The sequence below is a fragment of the Mesorhizobium amorphae CCNWGS0123 genome, assembly GCF_001686985.1.
Lineage (GTDB): Bacteria > Pseudomonadota > Alphaproteobacteria > Rhizobiales > Rhizobiaceae > Mesorhizobium > Mesorhizobium amorphae.
On the sequence record NZ_CP015318.1, the window covers coordinates 2,520,298 to 2,543,169 of the forward strand.

General features: G+C 64.7%; 22 protein-coding genes. 15 read left to right on the forward strand and 7 right to left on the reverse strand.

The genetic code is table 11. The annotated features are described in order from the left end of the window. The first annotated feature begins 1 nt into the window (after position 1). Complete coding sequence (locus A6B35_RS11640) at positions 2 to 418, forward strand: DUF1284 domain-containing protein (protein WP_006201986.1); 417 nt, start codon at positions 2 to 4, stop codon at positions 416 to 418. Between the two features lie 179 nt (positions 419 to 597). After that, complete coding sequence (locus tag A6B35_RS11645; protein ID WP_006201987.1) at positions 598 to 2,373, forward strand: tetratricopeptide repeat protein; 1,776 nt, start codon at positions 598 to 600, stop codon at positions 2,371 to 2,373. A gap of 53 nt (positions 2,374 to 2,426) precedes the next feature. On the opposite strand, the gene A6B35_RS11650 is transcribed toward A6B35_RS11645, so the two are convergent. Then, positions 2,427 to 2,888: a GNAT family N-acetyltransferase gene (locus A6B35_RS11650; RefSeq protein ID WP_006201988.1), complete on the reverse strand. Its 462-nt coding sequence runs from the start codon at positions 2,886 to 2,888 to the stop codon at positions 2,427 to 2,429. Positions 2,889 to 3,029: 141 nt separating this feature from the next. Between A6B35_RS11650 and A6B35_RS11655 the strand changes: the two genes are divergently transcribed. The 3 genes from A6B35_RS11655 to A6B35_RS11665 all read left to right on the forward strand — a co-directional run bounded on the left by A6B35_RS11655 (position 3,030) and on the right by A6B35_RS11665 (position 7,002). Then, a complete protein-coding gene (locus A6B35_RS11655) occupies positions 3,030 to 4,004 on the forward strand; it encodes a glycine--tRNA ligase subunit alpha (RefSeq protein WP_006201989.1) in 975 nt (324 codons plus the stop codon). A gap of 399 nt (positions 4,005 to 4,403) precedes the next feature. Beyond that, a complete protein-coding gene (gene glyS, locus A6B35_RS11660) occupies positions 4,404 to 6,572 on the forward strand; it encodes a glycine--tRNA ligase subunit beta (RefSeq protein WP_006201991.1) in 2,169 nt (722 codons plus the stop codon). A 109-nt stretch (positions 6,573 to 6,681) separates the two neighbouring features. After that, positions 6,682 to 7,002, forward strand: coding sequence for a hypothetical protein (locus A6B35_RS11665; RefSeq protein ID WP_006201992.1), 321 nt, complete (start codon positions 6,682 to 6,684; stop codon positions 7,000 to 7,002). 146 nt (positions 7,003 to 7,148) lie between these two features. Here the strand turns inward: A6B35_RS11665 and A6B35_RS11670 are convergent, their stop codons facing one another. Both A6B35_RS11670 and A6B35_RS11675 read right to left on the reverse strand, forming a co-directional pair. Further along, the gene (locus A6B35_RS11670) at positions 7,149 to 7,538 is read right to left on the reverse strand and encodes a hypothetical protein (protein ID WP_006201993.1); all 390 of its coding nucleotides are present in this window, start codon (positions 7,536 to 7,538) and stop codon (positions 7,149 to 7,151) included. 139 nt (positions 7,539 to 7,677) lie between these two features. Next, positions 7,678 to 8,154 (reverse strand): hypothetical protein, encoded by a 477-nt coding sequence (locus A6B35_RS11675; RefSeq protein WP_040582710.1) that lies wholly within the window; start codon positions 8,152 to 8,154, stop codon positions 7,678 to 7,680. Between the two features lie 165 nt (positions 8,155 to 8,319). Here A6B35_RS11675 and A6B35_RS11680 point away from each other — a divergent pair, with 165 nt between their 5' ends. The 3 genes from A6B35_RS11680 (at position 8,320) to A6B35_RS11690 (ending at position 11,485) form a co-directional block, all read left to right on the forward strand. Continuing rightward, the gene (locus A6B35_RS11680) at positions 8,320 to 9,285 is read left to right on the forward strand and encodes an L-threonylcarbamoyladenylate synthase (RefSeq protein WP_006201995.1); all 966 of its coding nucleotides are present in this window, start codon (positions 8,320 to 8,322) and stop codon (positions 9,283 to 9,285) included. A gap of 18 nt (positions 9,286 to 9,303) precedes the next feature. Continuing rightward, positions 9,304 to 10,734 carry an FAD-binding oxidoreductase gene (locus tag A6B35_RS11685; RefSeq protein WP_006201996.1) on the forward strand — a complete coding sequence of 477 codons (1,431 nt, stop codon included), beginning with the start codon at positions 9,304 to 9,306 and terminating at the stop codon, positions 10,732 to 10,734. A gap of 184 nt (positions 10,735 to 10,918) precedes the next feature. Next, positions 10,919 to 11,485 (forward strand): DUF6101 family protein, encoded by a 567-nt coding sequence (locus A6B35_RS11690; protein ID WP_040582704.1) that lies wholly within the window; start codon positions 10,919 to 10,921, stop codon positions 11,483 to 11,485. A 66-nt stretch (positions 11,486 to 11,551) separates the two neighbouring features. On the opposite strand, the gene ubiA is transcribed toward A6B35_RS11690, so the two are convergent. Together ubiA and A6B35_RS11700 are read right to left on the reverse strand one after the other, a co-directional pair. Next, complete coding sequence (gene ubiA, locus A6B35_RS11695) at positions 11,552 to 12,535, reverse strand: 4-hydroxybenzoate octaprenyltransferase (protein WP_006201998.1); 984 nt, start codon at positions 12,533 to 12,535, stop codon at positions 11,552 to 11,554. A 51-nt stretch (positions 12,536 to 12,586) separates the two neighbouring features. Further along, positions 12,587 to 13,498 (reverse strand): LysR family transcriptional regulator, encoded by a 912-nt coding sequence (locus A6B35_RS11700; RefSeq protein WP_006201999.1) that lies wholly within the window; start codon positions 13,496 to 13,498, stop codon positions 12,587 to 12,589. A gap of 90 nt (positions 13,499 to 13,588) precedes the next feature. Between A6B35_RS11700 and A6B35_RS11705 the strand changes: the two genes are divergently transcribed. Continuing rightward, positions 13,589 to 14,383, forward strand: coding sequence for a phytanoyl-CoA dioxygenase family protein (locus tag A6B35_RS11705; protein WP_006202000.1), 795 nt, complete (start codon positions 13,589 to 13,591; stop codon positions 14,381 to 14,383). A gap of 162 nt (positions 14,384 to 14,545) precedes the next feature. Continuing rightward, a complete protein-coding gene (gene purD / locus A6B35_RS11710) occupies positions 14,546 to 15,829 on the forward strand; it encodes a phosphoribosylamine--glycine ligase (protein WP_006202001.1) in 1,284 nt (427 codons plus the stop codon). A gap of 90 nt (positions 15,830 to 15,919) precedes the next feature. On the opposite strand, the gene A6B35_RS11715 is transcribed toward purD, so the two are convergent. Both A6B35_RS11715 and A6B35_RS11720 read right to left on the reverse strand, forming a co-directional pair. Further along, positions 15,920 to 17,035: a glycoside hydrolase family 25 protein gene (locus A6B35_RS11715; RefSeq protein WP_040582705.1), complete on the reverse strand. Its 1,116-nt coding sequence runs from the start codon at positions 17,033 to 17,035 to the stop codon at positions 15,920 to 15,922. Positions 17,036 to 17,166: 131 nt separating this feature from the next. Beyond that, a complete protein-coding gene (locus A6B35_RS11720; protein ID WP_006202003.1) occupies positions 17,167 to 17,403 on the reverse strand; it encodes a hypothetical protein in 237 nt (78 codons plus the stop codon). Between the two features lie 194 nt (positions 17,404 to 17,597). Between A6B35_RS11720 and A6B35_RS11725 the strand changes: the two genes are divergently transcribed. The 5 genes from A6B35_RS11725 to A6B35_RS11745 all read left to right on the forward strand — a co-directional run bounded on the left by A6B35_RS11725 (position 17,598) and on the right by A6B35_RS11745 (position 22,865). Further along, a complete protein-coding gene (locus A6B35_RS11725; protein ID WP_006202004.1) occupies positions 17,598 to 19,367 on the forward strand; it encodes an acyl-CoA dehydrogenase family protein in 1,770 nt (589 codons plus the stop codon). Between the two features lie 19 nt (positions 19,368 to 19,386). After that, a complete protein-coding gene (locus A6B35_RS11730; protein WP_006202005.1) occupies positions 19,387 to 20,142 on the forward strand; it encodes a crotonase/enoyl-CoA hydratase family protein in 756 nt (251 codons plus the stop codon). Positions 20,143 to 20,384: 242 nt separating this feature from the next. After that, positions 20,385 to 21,704, forward strand: coding sequence for a hypothetical protein (locus A6B35_RS11735; protein WP_006202006.1), 1,320 nt, complete (start codon positions 20,385 to 20,387; stop codon positions 21,702 to 21,704). Further along, positions 21,697 to 22,290 carry a hypothetical protein gene (locus A6B35_RS11740; RefSeq protein ID WP_006202007.1) on the forward strand — a complete coding sequence of 198 codons (594 nt, stop codon included), beginning with the start codon at positions 21,697 to 21,699 and terminating at the stop codon, positions 22,288 to 22,290. Before A6B35_RS11735 ends, A6B35_RS11740 begins: the two co-directional genes overlap by 8 nt. Beyond that, positions 22,287 to 22,865: a hypothetical protein gene (locus A6B35_RS11745; RefSeq protein ID WP_006202008.1), complete on the forward strand. Its 579-nt coding sequence runs from the start codon at positions 22,287 to 22,289 to the stop codon at positions 22,863 to 22,865. Before A6B35_RS11740 ends, A6B35_RS11745 begins: the two co-directional genes overlap by 4 nt. Positions 22,866 to 22,872: the final 7 nt, after the last annotated feature.

Genomic DNA, 22,872 nt, shown 5'->3' on the forward strand with positions numbered 1-22,872 from the left:
GATGACCGTCAGGCTGCGCGCCCATCATCTGCTTTGCGTGCTGACCTATGTCGGCAAGGGATACAGCGCCGCCTTCATCGCCAATTATGACGGCATCGCCGAGCGTCTTCGCCGGGGCGAGGACATCCTGATCGTCTCGGGTCCGGACGATATCTGTGCCCCGCTGCTCGGCGAACCGGAACCGCACTGCCTGCGCGAAAGTGCTGCCGAGCGGGACCGGCTGGCGGCGCGGGACGTGGAGCAATTGCTGGGCCGGCCGATCCGGGTCGGTGCCAGCCTCAGCCTCGACGCGGCAACCCTGGCCAGCATGCGCGCCGCCTTTTCGGCCGGGCTGACGCGTGAGGCCTGCCAGGGCTGCGAGTGGGCCGGCCTGTGCACCACTGTTGCCATCAACACCTATCGCGATACCAGGGTGTAGGGTCCGCGTCCGCAATCTGCTATGATGCGCCGTCGCCATGGTTTGTTGATCGGGTGACCCGATTGTGAATTCGGCCCGGATTGAAGCCTGACCCCAAAAAGGCCATGCTTTACCCGGAAAAGTGCGAGTCTATGGCGGTCCCACCGACTTGGGGATTGCGTCTGGCTGAAAGGGATACGATGCGGCAAGGACGTGCGCGCTGGCTCACAGGGCTGGCAATTGTGGCGGGCATGGCGATCTCGGCTCTGCCGTCGCACGCCAAGGAAACCAGCGAGCCGGTCAAGATCACATCCTTCTCGGGAGCCTATCTCGCCGCCCGGATCGCCGAGGGCGACAACGACCTCGACAGCGCCATCGCCTATTACAAGCAGGCGCTTGCCTTCGCGCCCGGTGACACGGCGCTGCAGCAGAGCCTGATGCTGTCGCTGATCGCGCAAGGCCGCTTCGAGGAATCCCTGGTCTATGCCGACAAGCTCAAGGAAGTGCCCGATGTCGAGCGCTTCTCGCGCATGGCGCTGGCCGTCGATTCCTTCCACAAGAAGGATTTCACCAAGGCGCAATACTGGCTCAAGCTGTCGCTCGAATCCGATCTCGACCGACTTTTGTCCGGCGTCATGAGCGGCTGGGCCATGGAAGGCGCTGGTGAAGCCAGCGGCGCCATGGCGTTCATCGACAAGCTGCAGGGACCGGACTGGTTCGGCCTGTTCAAATCCTACCATCGCGCTTTAATCGCCGACGTCGCGGGCCCGCCCGAAAAGGCCGATCAAATCTACGCCGCGACCCTGGCAGACACTGCCGCCGGCGGCGCTGCTCCTGAAACATGGATGCGCAACGCGCAGGCCTATGCTTCCTTCCTGTCCCGCAGGGGCGACAAGGCCAAGGCGCTGTCCGTGCTCGACCAGGCCGAGGCATTTGCGCCGGGCAAGCTGGAAATCACCACGCTTCGCGACAGGATCAACAAGGGCGACAAGATCGAGCCTCTCGTCGCCGGCCCGTCCGAAGGCGCCTCCGAGATCCTGCTTGACCTCGCCACCGCGCTCAACCGCGGCGGCGGCGAGCCGTTCGTCCGCCTCTATCTGCAATATGCGCTGGCGCTGAAGCCCAACAGCGATGCCGCCCTGGTGCAACTCGCCGCCGTCGCCGAGCAGCTAAAGGACGGCGAGGGCGCGATCGCGCTCTATCGCCGTATTCCTAATTCTTCGCCGCTGAAGGAGCTTTCCGACCTGCAGCTCGGCCTCAACCTCGCCGATCTCGACCGCCACGAAGAGGCGATCGCTCATCTGAAAGCGTTCGTCGACAAGCATCCCGACGACATGCGTGGCTATCTGGCGCTTGGCGGCGTCTATTCCTCCAAGGAGGATTTCCGCTCCGCCGCCAATCTCTACGACAAGGCGGTCGAGGTGCTGAAGACGCCAACCAGCGCCAACTGGAACATTTTCTACCAGCGCGGCATCTCCTATGAGCGGCTGAAGGAATGGCCGAAGGCGGAGCCGAATTTCCGCAAGGCGCTGGAACTGCTCCCCGACCAGCCTCAGGTTCTGAACTATCTCGGCTATTCCTGGGTCGACATGAACATGAACCTCAAGGAAGGCTTGGCGATGATCCAGAAGGCCGTCGATCTGCGGCCAAGCGACGGCTACATCGTCGATTCGCTGGGTTGGGCCTATTTCCGCCTTGGCAGATTCGACGACGCCGTGCGCGAAATGGAGCGTGCCGTGTCGCTGAAGCCGGAAGATCCGGTGCTGAACGACCATCTCGGCGACGCCTACTGGCGCGTTGGCCGCAAGCTGGAAGCCACTTTCCAGTGGAACCAGGCGCGCGACCTGAAGCCGGATCCCGATGTGCTTGCCGCCGTGCAGCAGAAGCTGCTGAAAGGCCTGCCGCCGATCGAATCCAACACGGCGCAGGAGACCCCGAAGGTCAAACCCGAGCCGACGCCCGCCCCGAAGGGGTAAGCGGCCACTGATATCCGTTTTGCGCGGGGCTCTTCGGAGCCCCGCTTCGTTTTTCAGAACAGCTTGCGGTAGACGACAAACCCGGAGCGTTCGCCGATCTTGTCATAGAGCTGCATCGCTGTGTGATTGGTCTCATGCGTCAGCCAGTACACGCGGCCCGAGCCGGCGGCTCTGGCGCGTTCGTAGACAGCGTTGATAAGCGCCCGGCCGACGCCTTTGCCACGCGACGCCTCTGTGGTGAAAAGGTCCTGCAAATAGCAGTTCGGCGAAATCGCCGTCGTGCTGCGGTGGTAGAGATAGTGCACGAGGCCGAGCAGGCGGCCCTCGCTCTCGGCCACCAGCGCGTGCACCGGCTCGTATGCATCGAAGAAGCGCGACCAGGTCATCCGCGTGATCTCGCCGGCGAGCGCTGTCTCGCCCGAGCGTCCATAGAAAGCATTGTAGCCGTCCCAAAGCGGCAGCCATGCCTCGTAGTCCTGTTGCTCGATAGGGCGCACGATGGTCGGGCCGGGCATGGCTGGACCCTTGCCGTTGAAGCTGCGGGTGAGCAAACGGCCGTGGGCCGTGATCGGCAATGGGCCAGCCGATCGCAAAGCGTTCAACCTCGCGGCGTCAAGGCACCCCGCCTTGACGCTCGCCGGCCCGGCAACTAGGGAATGCTTCATTCCGCGCTTTCCGAGGCCGCCGTGACGATCGACATCCCAACCCATATGCATCCCAGCCGCTCCTTCCAGGGGCTTATCCTGACCTTGCACAATTATTGGGCGGATTATGGTTGCGTCATCCTGCAGCCCTACGACATGGAGGTCGGCGCCGGCACCTTCCATCCGGCAACGACGCTGCGCGCACTGGGGCCAAAGCGCTGGAACGCCGCCTATGTGCAGCCCTCGCGCCGGCCCAAGGATGGGCGCTATGGCGAGAACCCGAACCGGCTGCAGCACTACTACCAGTACCAGGTGATCCTGAAGCCCAACCCGCCCAATTTGCAGGAGCTCTATCTCGGCTCGCTCAAGGCCATCGGCGTCGACCCGCTGCTGCACGACATCCGCTTCGTCGAGGACGACTGGGAAAGCCCGACGCTGGGTGCCTGGGGGCTCGGCTGGGAGTGCTGGTGCGACGGCATGGAAGTCTCGCAGTTCACCTATTTCCAGCAGGTCTGCGGCATCGAATGCGCGCCGGTGGCAGGCGAACTCACCTACGGGCTGGAGCGGCTGGCCATGTATGTGCAGGGCGTCGACAATGTCTACGACCTCAATTTCAACGGCCGCGACGGCGCCGAGAAGGTCACCTATGGCGACGTCTTCCTGCAGGCCGAGCAGGAATATTCGCGCCACAATTTCGAACATGCCGACACGGCGATGCTGCTCAGGCATTTCGAGGACGCCGAAACCGAGTGCAAGGCGCTGCTCGATGCGGGCGCGCCGGCTTCGAACGACAATCTGGCGATGCACCGCATGGTCCTGCCGGCCTATGACCAGTGCATCAAGGCCAGCCACGTCTTCAACCTGCTCGACGCCCGCGGCGTAATTTCGGTCACCGAGCGGCAAAGCTACATTCTGCGGGTGCGCAATCTGGCCAAGGCCTGCGGCGAGGCGTTCTTGCTGACGCAGGCTGGCGGGCTGGCCGCCTGAGATCAGACGCGCTTCATCATTTCGAGAGGCGCGGCGATCGGGGAGAGGATCTGCCCACTCGGGCCTGCCATTGTCCGCAGCGCTTGCCTGACACCCGGCATCGAGAAAGCACCGTGAGCCTGCGCGGCGAAGCAGGCGCTAAGTGCGAGGATCTGCAAAAGTCTCGATGCCGTTTTCATGGTCGTTCAGCCAATAGTTCCCTGCCTGAGCGTTGGTCGCTTCAGCGCTGCGTTTGGTTCATGGGGTGTCTGCTCTTAGGACGGGCGGGCCCGCTTGGTCCCGACAAAGACCTGAAAATTTCCTGAAAATAGATCGGATTGGCGATCGGCAGGCAGGGTGACAGCGGCCAGCCGAGTTGCTATGCCCGCCCCGGACCTTCTTGCCGCGCGAGCCCTTGCTATGCCTGACCTGCTTCTGGAACTTCGCTCCGAGGAAATCCCCGCGCGCATGCAGCGCAAGGCGGCGGGCGACCTCAGGAAGATGCTGACCGACGGTCTGGTTGAGGCCGGGCTGACCTATGAGGCGGCGCGCGAGTACTGGACGCCGCGGCGGCTTGCGCTCGACATTCGCGGCCTGACGGCGCGCTCGAAGGACATCCACGAAGAGATCAAGGGGCCCGCCACCTCGGCGCCGGAGCAGGCAGTGCAGGGTTTCCTGCGCAAGGCAGGCCTCGCCTCGATTGCCGACGCGCATGTCCACTCCGACCCGAAGAAGGGCGATTTTTATGTCGCCCACATTTCGAAGCCGGGCAGGGCGGCGGAAGCGATCATCGCCGACCTGGTGCCGGGCATCATCCGCGCCTTCCCCTGGCCGAAATCGATGCGCTGGGGACCGGCCTCGGCGAAGCCCGGCTCGTTGCGCTGGGTACGGCCGCTACAGTCGATTCTCTGCACCTTCGGCCCGGAGACCGAGGAGCCGGTGGTGGTCGATTTCGAGATCGACGGCATCCGCTCGGGCAACGTCACCTACGGCCACCGCTTCCATGCGCCGGGCGAAATAACCGTGCGCCGCTTCGACGACTATGTGTCCAAGCTGGAAGCGGCCAAGGTCGTGCTCGATGCCGACCGCCGCAAGGAGATCATCCTGGCCGATGCGCGCAACCTCGCCTTCGCCAACGGCCTCGACCTGGTCGAGGACGAGGGGCTGCTGGAGGAAGTGTCCGGCCTGGTCGAATGGCCGGTCGTGCTGATGGGCGAATTCGAGCAGGATTTTCTCGCCATTCCCGCCGAGGTCATCCGGCTCACCATCCGCGCCAACCAGAAGTGCTTCGTCAGCCGGCCGCAGGGCGCCGTCGAGGATCTGTCCAACCGCTTCATCCTCACCGCCAACATCGAGGCGAAGGACGGCGGCAAGGAGATCGCATACGGCAACGGCAAGGTGGTGCGCGCGCGCCTCTCCGATGCGCTGTATTTCTGGAAGACCGACCAGGGCGACCTGCCCGATCTCGACCAGCTCGAGGCATCGGCGGAAAAGTTCGGGCTTGATCTCAAAAAGCCGCTCGACCAGCGCATGGCCCGCCTCGACCATCTCGGCGTCACCTTCCATGCCAAGCTCGGCACGCAGGGCGAACGCGTGGAGCGGATCAAGAAGCTGGCCGAAGAGTTGGCGCCGATCGTCGGCGCCGATCCCGCGCTGGCGCGCCGTGCAGCCATGCTTGCCAAGGCTGATCTCACAACAGAGGTGGTCGGCGAGTTTCCGGAACTGCAGGGCGCCATGGGTCGCAAATACGCGCTGCTGCAGGGCGAGCATCCTTCCGTCGCCGCTGCCATCGAGGAACACTACAAGCCGCAAGGCCCGTCCGACCGCGTACCGACGGATCCGGTGTCGGTCGCAGTGGCGCTCGCCGACAAGCTCGACACTCTGGTTGGCTTCTGGGCGATCGATGAAAAGCCGACGGGGTCGAAGGATCCCTATGCGCTGCGTAGGGCGGCGCTGGGCGTGGTGAGGATTGTGGTCGAGAACGGCATCCGGCTGCCACTGACACCAACCTTCGAAAGCGCCTACGAAGTGGCGGACTATCTCGCGTCGAAGGCTGGCGGGGCCAATGGCTCCGACCTCCTGTCGTTCTTCCACGACCGCCTGAAGGTCTACCTCCGCGACCAGGGCGCGCGGCATGATCTGATCGATGCTGTCATCACGCCGCAGTCCGACGACCTGTTGCAGATCGTCCGCCGCGTCGAGGCGCTTGGCTCCTTCCTCGACAGCGAGGACGGCAAGAACCTGCTTGCCGGAACCAAGCGCGCTGCGAACATCCTGGCCGCCGAGGAGAAGAAGAAAACGGCGATCGCCGAGACTGTTGAGCCGGCGCTGTTTCGCGAGGATGCCGAGAAAACGCTGTTTGCAGCGGTGAATCAGGCCGAGAAGCAAGCCGGCGAAGCGATTCAAAACGAAGACTTTTCCGCCGCCATGCTGGCGCTTAGCGTGTTGCGTGAGCCGGTTGATTCATTCTTTGAACGCGTTCTCGTGAATGATGAGGACCAGGCCGTGCGCGCCAACCGCCTCGCGTTGCTTGCTCGCATCCGCGCGGCGACCGGTCAGGTCGCGGACTTCTCCAGGATCGCTGGCTAAGCCGCAGGAAAAAATTGTACCGGCCGGCCATTCGAGCCGGCTTACAGTCATATGACGATGATCTCCCCGTGGCAGAACGGTCATGTTCCCCCAACCCACGGAGGCATCCATGAATTCCGATCACGACATCGAAGTGACAGAAGAAGGCCCGGCCGCCGCCAAGGCGACTGAATCCGCTTCCGAAAACATTCTCGACCAGGCCGCCGCCGCGGCGGTCGAAGCCACCGATCCGTCCGACGACGATGAGGAAGGCGACGACGAAGACGGCGAGGACGCCGACAAGGAAGCCACCCTCTCGGACGACGACGAGGATGAAGACGACGAAGAAGACGACGAGGACGAAGACAGCGTGAAGGCCGAAGGCGGCGACGCTGGCGAAAAAGACGAGTCCGAGGACGACGAGGACGACGACAAGGAAGAGGCGGCCTGAGCCATTTCTGCCCGCCGAGTTACGAAGGGGGGCGGCGCTTGCGCGCCGCCCTCTTTGCGTTTGTCTTCCAGACTCTGACGTCCGTCAGTCTGACTTGGTCGGTCTTCCAGAAGTTGACTTGGTCAATCTTCCAGAAGTTGACCTGCTCAATCTTCCAGGATGCTGACGCGCACGCTGCGCGCATAGACATCGACCTGGATCAGCGGTTCGCCATTGACGATGGCGCGCCGTGTCGAGGAACTCATCGCGCCGCCGCGCTCCAGCATGCGTTGCAGATCCGCGCGGTCGTCATTGCTCCTGAACCAGTCGTCGCCCTCGTCGTCGCTGTCGCGTCGGTGGAACTTGTGCCAGTTGGCGCGGTCCTGCCGCACCATCTGCGCCGCACTGTCCAGCGGGAAGCCATCGCTAGCCTGGTGGTCGCGTTCGGAAATGCGCGCGACATAGGATCCGAGCATGTCGTCGGCCTTCGCCGCACTTGTACCCAGCGCCGACGCCAGCAACAGCCCGGCGACGGCAAACGCTCTTGCCTTGTTCATGATACCCCCCTCTGAAACCCCCGATTTCTCCTGCCGGAGCCGCTCGAGCAAATACGAGCGGGCCGCGACAGGGAGACTGGAGAAGGGGATCGCTCACCGGATGCCTGCCCCGGGCGACCGATCCGCCTCCGCTGGCAGCTTACATGGCTTTTCCGACGGGAGCTATCGGTGCCGGCTGTGCTGCCGCCGGTTCTGGTTGCGTCGTGGGCTGCTGCTCGCCGTTCGAGGCAGTCGCCGCCGGCTTGTCGTCTGACGCGGGTTTGGTGCCTGCCGCGGGCTTGGTGTCTTCCGCTGCCGGTGCGGCGGTCGCTTTGGCCGGTGCGGCGGCGGGCGTTGCAAAGGCACCGCCGACGATGCCGCCGCGAATGATCATCGGGCTCTGCATGTGAGGCTTTTCGGGGATCGCCGCCACCTTCTCATTGGTGACGTCGGGCACGGCCTCGCCCAATGCCACGACCGATGGCGCGGAAGCGATCTTCATCGGCTCGGACGTCCCGAGCTTGACGACGGACGGCGTCGTGGTCGACGCGCCGAGGACAAGAATGGACGAGGCATGCGCCCCGCCGGTCGTTGCCGCCAGACCGATGCCAAGCATTGCAAGCATACGCTTCGACACGATGAAAACTCCCCAAACCCTTGGAGCCGACATCCTATTCCCGGGGGATTGATGCCCACTTGCACGAAAGCATAGCATTTTAGAGATTGATAATTCGCCAACGCCCGCACTTGCCCCGTGGACGCCGCCGTATTACGCAGCCCGGCATCTGCAGAGGTGACGAGATTGGCTGAGATACTTGCCGTCGGCGAGGCGATGGAGCGGGCGCTGGCGCTGCTGGAAGGCGGCGATGTCGTCGCCATCCCGACCGAGACCGTCTACGGGCTGGCCGCCGATGCCACCAACGGCATCGGCGTCTCGCGCATCTTCGAGGCCAAGGGTCGCCCGCGCTTCAACCCGCTGATCGCTCATGTCGCCGATATCGCCATGGCCGAGCGCATTGCCGTCTTTGATCCGCTGTCGAAAAGGTTGGCCGAGGCATTCTGGCCGGGGCCGCTGACGCTGGTGCTGCCGCAACGGTCCGGCAATGGCATCCATCCGCTGGTCACGGCAGGGTTGGACACGATCGCGCTGCGCATGCCGAGGGGTTTTGGCGGCGAGCTGATCGCCAGGCTCGGCCGCCCGCTGGCCGCGCCCAGTGCCAATTCCTCGGGCCGGATCAGCGCCACCACGGCGGAGGCCGTGGCGACCGACCTCGGCGCGAAAATCAGGCTGGTCGTCGATGGCGGTGCGACGCCGGTCGGGCTGGAATCGACCATCGTCAAGGTCGAGGGCGAAGACTTGCGCTTGCTGAGGCCCGGCGGCGTTGCTGCAGGGGATATCGAGGCGGTGGCCGGCATCAAGCTGCTGCGTGGAATGGCGGCCGGCATCGAGGCGCCCGGCATGCTCGCCTCGCACTATGCGCCAGGCGCCGCGGTACGGCTCAATGCGGGCCAGGTCGCCGGCGGCGAAGCGCTGCTCGCCTTCGGGAAACGCCGCGCGGGAGGCTGGCAGGATGCCATCGCCCTGCGCAACCTGTCCGAGAGCGGCGACCTGCGCGAAGCGGCCACCAACCTGTTTGCCCATCTGCAGGCGCTCGACCAGAGCGGCGCCACGACCATTGCCGTCGAGCCGATCCCGTTCGACGGGCTGGGCGAGGCGATCAACGACCGGCTCTTTCGTGCCGCCGCCCCACGTGACAAGGCCGATTGAGGGCCATAGTTTCTGCCCATGAACGACGCCCCTTCCGATCTTGCTCCCGCCCTCATCGACCGCTTCGCGGCGATCGTTGGCGAGAATTATGCGCTGCGCGACCAGCAGGACATCGCGCCCTACCTCACTGAGCGCCGCGGCCTATGGCACGGCCGGACGGCGCTGGTGCTAAGGCCGGGCAGCGTCGAGGAGGTCAGCCATATCATGCGGCTGGCGACCGAGACCGGCACGCCGGTCGTGCCGCAGAGCGGCAACACCGGGCTGGTCGGCGCCCAGGTGCCGGATGCCTCCGGCCGCCAGATCGTGTTGTCCTTGTCGCGGCTCAACCGCATCCGCGAGATCGACGTGCTTTCCAACACGGTGACCGCCGAGGCCGGCGTCATCCTGCAGACGCTGCAGGAGGCGGCCGATGCGGCCGGCCGGCTGTTTCCGTTGTCGCTCGCCGCGCAAGGCTCCTGCCAGATCGGCGGCAATTTGTCGTCCAACGCCGGCGGCACCGGCGTGCTTGCCTACGGCAACGCGCGCGAGCTCTGCCTTGGCGTCGAAGTGGTGCTGCCGACCGGCGAGGTGTTCGACGATCTGCGCAAGCTGAAGAAGGACAACACCGGCTACGACCTGAAGAACCTGTTCGTCGGCGCCGAAGGCACTTTGGGCATCATCACCGCCGCCGTGCTGAAACTCTTCCCCAAGCCGAAGGGTAGGGAAGTGGCATTCGCCGGCCTGTCGTCGCCCGAGGCGGCACTTTCGCTGTTCGGCCTGGCGATGGACCGGGCCGGTGCTTCGCTCACCGCTTTCGAACTGATCGCCAAAAGACCCTACGACTACACGCTGAAACATGCGCAAGGCGTTACGCGGCCGCTGGCCGAAGACTGGCCTTGGTATGTGCTGATGCAAGTGTCCTCGGGCCGTTCGGAGGAGGACGGCAGGGCGCTGATCGAGGAGGTGCTGTCGGCCGGTTTAGAGCAGGGCATCGTCGGCGACGCGGTGATCGCGGCAAGCCTCTCCCAGGGCGACGCCTTCTGGAATTTCCGCGAGGTGCTGCCCGAGTGCCAGAAACCCGAGGGCGCCTCGATCAAGCACGACATTTCCGTGCCGATATCATGGATCCCTGAATTCATCGGAAAGGCCGCCGGCGCGGTCGCTTCGGTCAGTCCCGATGCGCGCGTCGTCTGTTTCGGCCATATGGGCGACGGCAACCTGCACTACAACATCTCCCGGCCGGTGGATGGCGATGACGAGGCCTTCCTCGGTCTCTACCACACCATGAACAAGGCCGTGCACGATGTGGTGCGTTCCTTCCATGGCTCGATCTCGGCCGAGCATGGCATCGGCCAGCTGAAGCGCGATGAACTGATCGCGACGGCGCCGCCGATGGCGATCGATCTGATGCGCCGCGTGAAGGCTGCCTTCGACCCGGCCGGCATCATGAATCCCGGTAAGGTTATCTGATCCTTCCAACATGTTGTTGTTGGTTGCATTCCGATAACCATCGCCTGAGATCAGCAAAATTTAACCGACTTTCTTAAGCGCAGCGGTAAGAAGCCCGCGCTAATATTCCTGCACAAACGAGGTCGGAAAAACCGGCCCGGAGAGAACCGGAAAACGGCCCTCAGGAGTAACAGGAAGGCAATCGATGAACACTGGACTGAAGCCAGTCTGGGCCGGACGTAACATGCGTCTCGACCCATTCCGCCTGCCGCAGATGGTGAGCTATGCGACGCGCGACGACTATGGCGACGTTACCTTCACCATCGACCAGCGTGGCGCCGTCATTCGCCGCATGCTGGAGATGAGCGGCGTGCCGGCGATCATCGCGCTGCCCGCCAACGCGTTTCGTGGCGTCGCCGCCCGCGCGATGGAGGATCCCGAGGGCAACGTCACGGTGACGCTCGAGCTGCTGCACAATGATCCGATGCTGTCGGTGCCGCTGCTGGTGGCCGACGATCTCGACGACGTCGCCGCCGACTGGCGCGCCTGGGCCGACGCCTACCGTCTGCCGATGCTGCTGATCGAGGCCGACGGCATCGCCCGCACGCTGGAGGAATCGCTCGGCGCCGCCATCAAGGCGCTGCCGCCGCAGGACCGCCGCAAGGGCCGCGTCTCGACCATGCGCCGCCCGCGCTTCCTCGCCCGCCGCAGGGCCGGCGATCTCGGCCTCCGGCTGGTCGTCGACGGCCAGGAGATTATTGCGCCCGAGTGATTGGCGGAACCGCCAATGACAGCCCTCTTCTCCCCCGTATAGTGACGGGGACAAGGGAAAGCGCTGCTACACCAGCGGCTTCAAAGCCACCCAGAGCGAACCGCCGATCAGGCCGAGGAAGATCAGCCAACCGACCTGGTTGTTCGACCTGAACAGCCGCAGGCATTGATCAGGATTGTCGATGTCGAGCACGGCGATCTGCCGTGCCATATGCGCGCCGGCGGCGATCAGCCCGGCCAGCGCCGGCACCGGCGCCTGCGCCGAGGCGAAGGCGATGGCGAAGCAGATGAGTGCCCCGCCGTAGAGCCCGACCAGCCAGATCTTGGTGTTGTCGCCGAACAGCCGCGCGGTCGAGCGCACGCCGACAATGGCGTCGTCTTCCTTGTCCTGATGCGCATAGATCGTGTCGTAGCCGATCACCCACAGGATCGAGCCGATATAGAGCATGATTGCCGGGCCATCGAGGTCGCCGAATTCGACTGCCCAGCCCATCAGCGCGCCCCAGGAAAATGCGAGGCCAAGCACGAATTGCGGCCAGTTGGTGAAGCGCTTCATGAACGGATAGATGGCGATGACGGCGAGCGAGGCGATGCCGAGCGGAATGGCAAAGCTGTTGAACTGCACGAGCACGGCCAAACCCACCAGCGCCTGGATGACCAGGAACACCCAGGCCTGCTTGCGCGTCACCTTGCCTGCCGGCAGCGGCCGCGACCGCGTGCGCTCGACCTGGTTGTCGATGTCCTCGTCGACAATGTCGTTATAGGTGCAGCCGGCGCCGCGCATGGCGATGGCGCCGATCAGGAACAGCAGCAGATACCAGGGTGCCGGCAAGAGCGTCAGCAGCGGGTCGGTGGGACGGGGATAGGCGCTGGCGGCAAGGGCGGCAGACCACCAGCACGGCCACAGCAGCAGCTGCCAGCCGATCGGCCGGTCCCAGCGGGCAAGCTGCGCATAGGGCCACAGCCAGCGCGGCAGCGCCCGGTAGGCCCAATGGCCGCTCGGCGCATCGGCGACACGACCCTGGGCTGCTTTCGACTGGATCGGTTCCATGCTGCTGGAGTGGCAGCAGTGGGCAACGCCGTCAAGCGTCAGGCGAAGCCATCACCCGGTGAAAACATCGTGACTGGCGAACCACTCCTTCGCCACCTCGGTGAACGCCAGCGCCGCCTTCGACAGCCGCTGGCGCGTGTCGTGGGCGAGGATGATGCGCTGCATCGGCAGCGGATCGGACAGCGGCTTGCACACCAGCGGCAAGCCGTCATAGCTCATGTCGCCATGCGGCCTGGTGTAGCTGACGGCGACGCCGAAGCCGTTGGCCACCATGCTGCGCTGCAGTTCGAACGAGCTCATCGTCGAGTGCGCGACCGGCGACAAGCCACGGCTCAAGAACAGGTCCAGCATGTGCTGCCAGCTGTGCGGCTGGTCGGTGGTGATCAGCGGATGCGCCGCAAGGTCGGCGAGGCTGACCGTCGCCTGGCTGGCCAGCGCGTGGCCTTGTGGCAGAAGCGCATGCGGCCGCAGCTCGTGCAGCAGGATGCGGGCGAAATGCGCCGGCAGGCCGAGATCATAGGTGAGGCCGAGATCGATGGCGGAATCACCAAGCCGCCGTCCCAGCGTCTCGAAGGTCTCGTCGCGGACGATGACGGTGACGGCGGGGCAACGCTGCGCAAACAAGCGGATCAGCGCCGGCGCGAAGTAGGGCGCAAGATCCTCGAAACAGCCGAGCACCAGCTCGCCGCCAACATCGGCTTCACGCGTTCCAAGCCCTACTAGTTCGTCCGCTTCGGCAAGCACCTGTTTCGCCTTCGCCACCGCGCCGCGGCCGAACGAGGTCAGCGCAATGCCGCTGCCGCGCTGGCGCACGAACAGTTTCTGGCCGAGCGTCGCTTCGACATTGTCGATTGCCACCGAGATCGACGGCTGTGAGACGTTCAGCATCCTTGCGGCCGCGGTGACGCTGCCATGGCGCGCCACGGCGACGAGGTAACGCAGCTGGGTAAGGGTCAATGTCATAGGGTAAATCTATAAGAGCGATGAGAAGTTATTATTTTACGCGATGTGTGGTGGCTGCGATAGTCGGTCATCAAGCAGAGGAGAGACGCGATGGCCGCCCAACACATCGATGCCGCAACAATTGCCGACTACCAGCGCGATGGCGCAGTCTGCATCCGCGGCGCCTTCAAGGACTGGGTCGAGACAATTGCCGCCGGCATCGAGCGCAATATCCAGAACCGCAGCGCCACCGCTTCCGACATCGCCAATGGCCGCGGCAGCTTCTTCGACGATTACTGCAACTGGGAGCGCATTCCCGAATTCGTCGAGGTGGTGCGGAACTCGCCCGCCGCCGAACTGGCGGCCGCCGTGATGCAATCGCGCAGCGCCCAGTTCTTCCACGACCATGTGCTGGTCAAGGAACCGGGCACGCAGAAACCGACGCCCTGGCACCAGGACATTCCCTATTATTTCGTCGACGGAAGGCAGACGGTGAGCTTCTGGATCCCCATCGATCCGGTGAAGGAGGCGACCTTGCGGCTGATCGCCGGCTCGCACAAATGGGACAAGATGATCCTGCCGGTGCGCTGGCTCGACGACAGCAACTGCTACGCCGGCGAGGGTGATTATTTGCCGGTGCCAGATCCCGACCAGGATTCCTCGATGAAAGTCCTCGAATGGGAGATGCAGCCGGGCGACGCCATCCTGTTCGACTTCAGGACCGCGCATGGGGCGCGCGGCAATTTGACCGCGGCCCGCCGCCGGGCGCTGTCGCTGCGCTGGGTCGGCGACGATGCGCGCTACGTCGAGCGACCCGGCCGCACGTCTCCTCCCTATCCCGGCCACGACATGAAGCCCGGGCAGAAACTGCGCGAGGACTGGTTTCCGGTCGTCTTCCAGAGCTGATTGGCCGGATCACCTTCGTCGGGCACGAACTTGCCTCTTCGATCCCATCGGCGGGCAATGTTCCCGTGCGCAAATGCCGCCAAAGTGTCGAGACGCCTTGACCCGTCGCCCCGAGACCAATAGCGGGTTCTGGACGAGGACGATCGGCAGCAAGAGGTGGCCATGAATGTTCTTCTTCTCGGCTCGGGCGGCCGTGAACATGCGCTCGCCTGGAAGATTGCCGCCTCGCCGCTGCTGACAAAGCTCTACGCGTCGCCCGGCAATCCGGGCATTGGCGGTGAAGCCGAACTGGTCAAGCTCGACGTTGCCGACCACTCCGCTGTCGCCGCCTTCTGCCAGGAGAAGAAAATCGACCTGGTCGTGGTCGGGCCGGAAGGGCCGCTGGTGGCCGGCATTGCCGACGATTTGCGCGCCTGGGGCATCCGCGTGTTCGGTCCATCCGGGGCGGCGGCGCGGCTCGAAGGCTCCAAGGGTTTCACCAAGGACCTTTGCGCCAGATACGACATCCCGACCGCCGCCTATGGCCGCTTTGGCGATCTGGCCTCGGCGAGAGCTTATGTCGAGAAGACGGGCGCGCCGATTGTCATCAAGGCCGATGGTCTGGCCGCCGGCAAGGGCGTCACCGTGGCCATGACGCTCCCCGAGGCACTGGCAGCACTCGACGCCTGTTTCGACGGCTCCTTTGGCGCCGCTGGCGCCGAGGTCGTGGTCGAGGATTTCCTCACCGGCGAAGAGGCAAGCTTCTTCTGCCTGTGCGACGGCACCACCGCGCTGCCCTTCGGCACCGCGCAGGACCACAAGCGCGTCGGCGAGGGCGATACCGGCCCCAACACAGGCGGCATGGGCGCCTATTCGCCGGCGCCTGTGATGACGCCTGAGATGGTCGAGCGCACCATGCGCGAGATCATCGAGCCGACCATGCGCGGCATGGCCGAGCTCGGCGCACCGTTTGCCGGCATTCTCTTTGCCGGGCTGATGATCACGGACAAGGGACCGAAGCTGATCGAATACAACACCCGGTTCGGCGATCCGGAATGCCAGGTGCTGATGATGCGGCTGAAGGACGACCTGCTGGTGCTGCTCAACGCCGCCGTCGACGGCCAGCTTGCGCACAGCTCGGTGCGCTGGCGCGACGAGGCAGCGCTCACCGTGGTGATGGCGGCGAGGGGCTATCCCGGCACACCGGAAAAAGGCTCGGTCATCCGTGGCCTCGAGGAGGCCGCCAGCGACGGCGCTCAGATCTTCCACGCCGGCACTGCCATCAATGGCGGCGCGCTTGTTGCCAATGGCGGCCGGGTGCTCAATGTCACCGCGATCGGCGCAACCGTCGGCGAAGCGCAGAAACGCGCTTACGCCGCGCTCGACCGCATCGACTGGCCGCAAGGCTTCTGCCGTCGCGACATTGGCTGGCAGGCGGTGGCACGCGAAAAGGTTGGTGCCAACTAGAGCAATTCCAGGAAAAGTGCATAGCGGTTTTCCGTCCGGAATTGCGTAAAAACAAATGCTCCAGGCTCGCGCACCCAAGTGGCAAAGCCTTCAGCGCCTGCGACGATCCAGTTCCGTCGAGGCAGTGCTGACCGGGTCTGCCGCTGCGGCGAGGGCGGCCTCGATCTGCGCGGTTGAACGCTGCTCGGTCCGCTTCCAGGCAACATAGTCGGCAATGCCGAAGCGTGGCCGCCGCGGCACCGTCTTGACCACCGGCATGCGGAAGCCGTCACGGAATTTCTGCCAGCGCGCGCCGAGCACCGAGACCATCTCCTCGAATGTCGGCGGCGTCGCCACATCGGCGTAGGTGATGGTGAATTTGCCGGCGAGCCCGTCCGCGCGTGAAATCGGCACAGGGATCGAAGCAAGATAGTCCGTCGGCACATCGATCAGCCCGCCGAAGGCCCATTGCGCGCGCAACTGGTCGCCGTTCATCGGCGCGACATTGACGTCGATGTCATTCGGCGTGCCCGCCACCCGGTAGGGACAGTGGAAGCGCCCGCAATTGGCTTGCGCCGAGAATTGCCAGAGTGCGTAACCCTGCCAGTTGCCCATCGGAAAATGCACGTCGATGTCCGGCTTGTAACGCGCATACCAGAGCGGCAGCCGCGACAGGAGCCGGTATTGGTAGCGATTGTCGGCAATGTACTGGGCGGTCTTGCCGTTGGTGTAGAGCACCGGGAAGCGGCCAACGCGCCGATGCACCTGACGCACGAATTCCTCGGCATCCTCCAGCGATATCCACTGCGTCGGGTCGTTGCCCTCGAGGTCCAGCGCCATCAGTTCGTCCGGCGCCGGCTCGGCGAAATCGATGAAATTGTTGGCCTGTTCGACCGGATTGCCGGGACGCGCAAGATGATAGGCGCCCCATTTCAGGCCGAGCGCCTTGGCCACGACCTTGCGCGTCTGGAACAGTTCGCGCGTCACCGCATGGCGTTTCCACAGCGCCTTGCAGAGCCGCACTTCCGTCTCGTCACCCGAGCAGAAATAGGGCGGCGGCAACCCATCGGAGGCCTTGTTGATGAAGCCGACGACGCGCTTGTCGGTGGCAAGCTGCCCCCAGTCGATGGAATTGTATTCGTAGGCGTCGATCACCAGCGCGCGGTCGGCATTCTTCCACGGCTCGGAAAAATCCGAGGCCTTTGCTGCCAGTGTCAGCGCCACCATTGCCGCGAGAGCGAGCGCTGAGCGGCGAAGAAGATGCGCCGGCGTTTTCAAACAGGGAGTCCCCGCTGATCAAATACCGATGGTGAACCGCTATGGTTAAGGAAATGCTTTTGTAGCGCGGCAACCGACTGTCACCGGCGTATCAGCGGCTGGATCTCGAACGGGTCGGGCGCCGGTTCTTGCGACAGCATCCCCTCGGCTGCGCGCTTGCGATGGTGGGCGAGCGAGCATTGCGGCGAGCACAATATGCCACGATCGGACCAGTAGGCGGCGCCGTTCTCCAGTCTGCCATGATGATACCAGAACCCCGCGGCCCGGTAGGGCAGCCCGCATTCGATGCAGCGATAGGCGTGGGGTCTGGCAAGCATGGGTGGTTCCGTTCCAGTCTGTCGCCGGCCGAATGCCGGGCCGACCTCGATTCTAATACGCCCCGCCGCGATTGCAAAATCCGCGTGACAAAGTTTGACGTTTACGTAAAAAGAAGATGGGAGCGAACGGCCAATGGTTTTGTGGCCGCGCCGGCCCTAGGGTCGGCGACGGAAAGTGAGGAGGAGAAAGCGGCATGTATCGGGCACCGGTCGAGGACATCGCCTTCACGCTCAAGCACGTGGCCGGCCTGAAGCCGGCGCTGGAAGCCGGCACGTTCGGCGATCTCGGCGAGGACCTTGTCGATGCCATCCTGGCCGAGGCCGGCCGCTTCGCTACCGACGAAGTGGCGCCGCTCTACAAAATCGGCGACGTGCAGGGCGCGGTGCTGAAGGATGCCGCCGTCACCATGCCGCCTGGTTGGAAGGATCTCTACCGGCGTTGGATAGAGGGCGGCTGGAACGCGCTGTCCGGCCCGGAGGATTATGGCGGCCAGGGCTTGCCCACCATGCTCGGCGTCGCCGCGCTCGAAATGTGGAACTCCGCCGCCATGGCCTTCGGCATCGGCCCGACCCTGACCATGGGCGCGGTCGAAGCGCTCGACAAGCACGCGTCAGAGGCGCTGAAGGCCAAATATCTGGCAAAGCTCGTTTCCGGCGAGTGGATGGGCACGATGAACCTGACCGAGCCGCAGGCCGGTTCCGACCTCGCCGCCTTGCGCAGCCGCGCCGAGCCGGCCGGTGACGGCACCTACCGCATCTTCGGCCAGAAGATATTCATCACCTATGGTGAGCACGATTTCACCGACAACATCATCCATCTGGTGCTGGCAAGGCTGCCCGACGCACCGGCCGGCACGCGCGGCATCTCGCTGTTCCTGGTGCCGAAATTCCTGGTCGGCGACGATGGTGCCCTCGGCGCGCGCAACGACGTTTTCTGCTCGGGCCTCGAGCACAAGCTCGGCATCCATGCCTCGCCGACCTGCACCATGATCTACGGCGACGGTTTTGCAGGCGCCAAGCCCGGCGCCATCGGCTGGCTGATCGGCGAGGAGAACAAGGGCCTCGCCTGCATGTTCACCATGATGAACAATGCCAGGCTCTGCGTCGGCATGCAGGGCGTGGCGGTGGCCGAGACGGCGACGCAGAAGGCGATCGCCTATGCCAATGAGCGCCGCCAGGGCAAGGCATCCGACTTTGCCGGCGCGGGCATGGCGCCGATCGTCCATCACCCCGACGTGCAGCGCAACCTTTTGACCATGCAGGCGCTGACCCAGATCGCCCGAGCCATCAGCTACTCCTGCGCGCATGCCATCGACCGGGCCCGTGTCGCCGAGGGCGAGGCCGCCGCCAACTGGCGCGACCGCGCCAATCTGCTGACGCCGCTCGCCAAGGCCTTTTCGACCGATGTTGGCGTCGATGTCGCGTCGCTGGGCGTCCAGGTGCATGGCGGCATGGGCTTCATCGAGGAGACGGGCGCTGCCGCCCTTTACCGCGACGCCCGCATCGCGCCGATCTACGAAGGCACCAACGGCATCCAGGCGATCGATCTGGTGGCGCGCAAGCTGCCGCTCGGCGGCGGCGAGCATGTGCATCGCTATATCGGCGAACTGAAGGCGGTAGCCGACGCGGTGCGCGTCTCCAACGTCGCAGGCTTTGGCCGCACTGCCGACAATCTCGATCGGGCGCTTGCCGATCTCGACGCGGCGACGCGCTTCCTGCAGAAGTTGCTGGCCGATGGCCGCTCGGACGAGGCGTTGGCCGGCGCCACGCCCTATCTCCGACTGATCTCGCTTGCCGCCGGCGGCGCCTATCTGGCGCAAGGTGCGCTTGCCGACCATGGCCGCGTCGCGCTCTGCCGCTTCTTTGCCGAAAACCTGCTTGGCGAGACGCGGGCCTTGAAGGAGCGCGTCATCGGCGGCGCCGAAAGCCTTGCCGCAGCCGGCAAGACGCTGATTTCTGCCTGACGTTCACAAGGAAAAGACCGTGACAGACCATATCCTCGTCGAGCGCCAGGGCGCCATCCAGATCATCCGCATGAACCGTCCGGACAAGAAGAATGCCCTGACGCGCGGCATGTACGCGACAATGTCGGCTGCCCTTGCCGAAGGCGATGCCGATCCGGCGGTTCGCGTGCACGTCTTCCTTGGCGTGCCCGGCGCCTTCTCCTCCGGCAACGACCTCGCCGACTTCATGGTCATCGCCACCGGCGGCGAGGGCGGCACCGAGGTCTGGGACTTCCTGATGGCCCTGGCCAAAGTGGAAAAGCCCATAGTTTCGGGCGTCGACGGCATAGCGGTCGGCATCGGCACCACGATCAACCTGCATTGCGACCTGACCTTCGCCACCCGGCGCACCGTCTTCCGCACGCCCTTCGTCGATCTGGGCCTGGTGCCGGAGGCGGGGTCGAGCCTGCTTGCGCCGCGGATCCTGGGGCAGCAGGGCGCTTTCGCGCTGCTTGGTCTCGGCGAAGGCTTTTCCGCCGAGCGGGCGAAGGCAGCCGGGCTGATCTATGAGGTGGTCGAGGAAGGCGCACTGGAAGCTGCCGTGCTGGAAGCCGCCAGCCAGATCGCGGCCAAGCCGCCGCAGGCGCTGAAGATCGCGCGCGACCTGATGCGCGGCTCTCGCGAGGACCTCGTCGCCCGCATCGGGGTGGAGAGCGAACACTTCCGCGAGCGCCTGAAATCCGATGAGGCCCGCGCCGCTCTCACCGCCTTCATGATGCGCAAGAAGGCGGGCTGACCGAGCTGTCGCCGCGTGGCGCTCTGGCATCACGGCGAGCACGGCAGAGTTGCGCCTTGTCTGGGGAAACTCGCGCCTGGCGTGATTTTTGGTCTGTACACGCGAGTCTTCGCGCCCTATCTGACTAGCGGGCGGTTGGGGTGTCCTATGAGGTGGAGAGGACATGACCCGAGGCATCTTCAATCAATGCGCAATTTGCCGAAATGATTGCCGGCGCCCATTGATGCGTTGAACGCCTCGACATGCTTGCCGATGCCGTAAAGCCGCTCGGGCTGACGCTCAAGCTCTGGTGGCGCTTTTGGCCGCAATTGGTCGCCATCGTGCTGCTGGGCATCGTGTTCGGCGACCTGTTCATGCAGGTCGCGGCGCGTACCGCCTTTCTCAACCACATGGCAGGGCTGGCCTTGCTGACGCTCGTCGCTTTGACGCAGCTCATCGTCACGGTCGCCATGTTCCAGACATTGCTGCCGGCGCTGCCCGCGACACGTGCCGCGCAACAGGCGGCACACGATGAAAGCTCGGGCGAGGCGCGCGGCGGCAGCGCGCGTCTGGCCCGCATGGTGACCGTCGCGCTGCTGCCCTTTTTCGCCTACTACGCCGCCTGGGGTTTTCTAGGCGACACGGTGCGGCAATATTCGCGCGTCGCGCTCGACATGGCTCCGTTCGGTGAAAGCGCAGGCAACGTGCTCGATGTCCTCGATTCGCGATGGCTGGTCTTTTCCGTCGCGATCTCGTGGTTGGTCCGGCGCTTCGCCACCACGATGCAGAAGCGCGGTGGGGCGCGGTCCTTCTGGCAGATCGTCGTGGTGATCTGCGAGACCAACTGGATCTTTATCGGCCTCTACGTGATCTCGCGCTGGAAGGACGAAATCCTCGGCTGGATCATGAGCCGCAACTTGTTTTCCGTCCTGCAGGCCACGGCGGACGGCATGGCCAACCCTGTTCCCAGGGCGTTCGCCGAGCCGATGGTTCCCGTGGAGGTCACTTCCATCGACACGACAACCAAGCTCATCGGCCTGTTCTTCTTCATGCTGCTGCCGGTCATCTGGCTGGTGCTGGCCGCGCTCATCTACGGCTACGATGTCCGCGACGACAAGGAACTGATGCGCGTGCACCAGCGCGTCGAACGTCTCGGCGAGCGTTACCGCGCCATCCCGAAATTCCTGCGCGACTTTGCCGAGCACTTCATCTCCGGCTATCGCTCGCGCTACCTGCCGATCGCCAATGGCGTGCGCATCACGCTGAGCTCCGGCGTCGTGCTGATCGTCACGCTGATCGTCGGCTATCGGCTGATCGACTGGCTGGCGGCCTGGGCGTGGCTGGGCATGACGCGCCTCATCGGCCCGCATGATCTAGACACCTGGCAAGTTCTTTCCGAGGGCGTTTCGCTCTTGTTCGGCAGCCCGTTCCAGGACTCATCGACCGGCATCCTCGTCGAGCCGCTTCGCATCTGCTTCCTCGCCGCGATCCTCGAAACCGCATTCGCGCTGCCAACGCGCCAGACCGATGATGGCGCGCAACTGTCCGATCCGAAGGGCAGGGTCGAGGCCCACAATGTTTGAGAACGCCGGTTCCCGCCTGAAAGCCTGGCTGGTGGCCGGCATCGGCACCGCGGCAGCGTTGGCCCTCGCTGGTGTCCTGGGCGCGTTCGGCGCGAGACACGAGCCGATGCAGCTCCTGGCGCCGACCGGCCGGATCGAAACCGGCCAGTGGCTGCTGCGGCCGCTCCGCGCCTATACCGCCGAAGGCGAGAACCTCTACGGCGCGCCACTCAAGCCTGGGGCCAGGGCGCTGGTCTTCGAGGTCGAAATGACGAACCGCACGGCGAAGTCCAGCAAGGATTACTTCGATGTCCTGCAGGCGAGCCAGGCCACGGTCGATCCATCGTCCAAGCCTTTCATCGTGCTGACGCGCGATTCTACGCTCTCGCCAGAATTGCATCCCGGCATGCCTGAGCGCATGGCCTATATCTGGGAGCTGCCGGGCGGGTCGGCTCCGCCGGCGAGCCTCGACCTGACGGTGATCCGCAAAACCTACAAGCAGCGCGACAACCTCTACGGCTTGCCAGGCTGGTTCAATCCGGCGCCGGCCGGCACGCTGACACTTCCCGTCGGCTCCGGGCCCGACACGGCGGACATCCAGCCATGATGCGCAAGACGGCCAACATCGTCCTGCTGCTCGTTGCGGTGGCATTTTGCTACGGCCTGCAAGTATCGAAGCCGCATTATGGTGACCTGATCGGACCGATCCCCGCGCGTGGCAAGATGGCTGAGACGATCGTTGGGCGGAACTTCGAGGCGCGTGCCGAAAAGGTGGCATTCGCCCGCAACCTCAAGGCGGATCGCTTCGGTGAGACCAAGATCCTGACAACCGGTGGTGTCTGGGCCGTGGTGACGGTGGAGTTTGCGGCACGGGCGCAATCGACGTCCGTTGCGGTCGCGTCCTGGCGCGGTCCGACGGGCCTTGCCTATGATCAGACCGAGCGGATGTCGTTTGCCGACGGGCTTCTTCCCGTGGCCATCGACCCCGGCCTGCCGAAGAAGGCAAGGCTGGTCTTCGAGTTGCGGCCGGACGAGGCCAGCAACGCGACCTTGCTGATTTCGGAGAAGCTGATGTCGGCGCTCGATTCGCAGGCAGAGATTTCACTCGGGCCGGTTGTCATCGCACCCGATGGCTTGCCTGCTGGCACAGTCGACACCTTGGATATGTCGCAGCCGATCTGAAGGACTG

Bases quoted from the DNA above. Each gene is read 5' to 3' on its own strand.
- A6B35_RS11720 (WP_006202003.1), bottom strand. From the start codon at position 17,403: ATGCTTGCCAGACCCCACGCCTATCGCTGCATCGAATGCGGGCTGCCC.
- A6B35_RS11745 (WP_006202008.1), top strand. From the start codon at position 22,287: ATGATGCGCAAGACGGCCAACATCGTCCTGCTGCTCGTTGCGGTGGCA.
- A6B35_RS11645 (WP_006201987.1), top strand. From the start codon at position 598: ATGCGGCAAGGACGTGCGCGCTGGCTCACAGGGCTGGCAATTGTGGCG.
- A6B35_RS11650 (WP_006201988.1), bottom strand. From the start codon at position 2,888: ATGCCCGGCCCGACCATCGTGCGCCCTATCGAGCAACAGGACTACGAG.
- purD (WP_006202001.1), top strand. From the start codon at position 14,546: ATGAATGTTCTTCTTCTCGGCTCGGGCGGCCGTGAACATGCGCTCGCC.
- A6B35_RS11700 (WP_006201999.1), bottom strand. From the start codon at position 13,498: ATGACATTGACCCTTACCCAGCTGCGTTACCTCGTCGCCGTGGCGCGC.
- A6B35_RS11735 (WP_006202006.1), top strand. From the start codon at position 20,385: ATGCTTGCCGATGCCGTAAAGCCGCTCGGGCTGACGCTCAAGCTCTGG.
- glyS (WP_006201991.1), top strand. From the start codon at position 4,404: ATGCCTGACCTGCTTCTGGAACTTCGCTCCGAGGAAATCCCCGCGCGC.
- ubiA (WP_006201998.1), bottom strand. From the start codon at position 12,535: ATGGAACCGATCCAGTCGAAAGCAGCCCAGGGTCGTGTCGCCGATGCG.
- A6B35_RS11690 (WP_040582704.1), top strand. From the start codon at position 10,919: ATGAACACTGGACTGAAGCCAGTCTGGGCCGGACGTAACATGCGTCTC.
- A6B35_RS11640 (WP_006201986.1), top strand. From the start codon at position 2: ATGACCGTCAGGCTGCGCGCCCATCATCTGCTTTGCGTGCTGACCTAT.
- A6B35_RS11740 (WP_006202007.1), top strand. From the start codon at position 21,697: ATGTTTGAGAACGCCGGTTCCCGCCTGAAAGCCTGGCTGGTGGCCGGC.
- A6B35_RS11685 (WP_006201996.1), top strand. From the start codon at position 9,304: ATGAACGACGCCCCTTCCGATCTTGCTCCCGCCCTCATCGACCGCTTC.
- A6B35_RS11725 (WP_006202004.1), top strand. From the start codon at position 17,598: ATGTATCGGGCACCGGTCGAGGACATCGCCTTCACGCTCAAGCACGTG.
- A6B35_RS11655 (WP_006201989.1), top strand. From the start codon at position 3,030: ATGCTTCATTCCGCGCTTTCCGAGGCCGCCGTGACGATCGACATCCCA.
- A6B35_RS11670 (WP_006201993.1), bottom strand. From the start codon at position 7,538: ATGAACAAGGCAAGAGCGTTTGCCGTCGCCGGGCTGTTGCTGGCGTCG.
- A6B35_RS11715 (WP_040582705.1), bottom strand. From the start codon at position 17,035: ATGGTGGCGCTGACACTGGCAGCAAAGGCCTCGGATTTTTCCGAGCCG.
- A6B35_RS11665 (WP_006201992.1), top strand. From the start codon at position 6,682: ATGAATTCCGATCACGACATCGAAGTGACAGAAGAAGGCCCGGCCGCC.
- A6B35_RS11705 (WP_006202000.1), top strand. From the start codon at position 13,589: ATGGCCGCCCAACACATCGATGCCGCAACAATTGCCGACTACCAGCGC.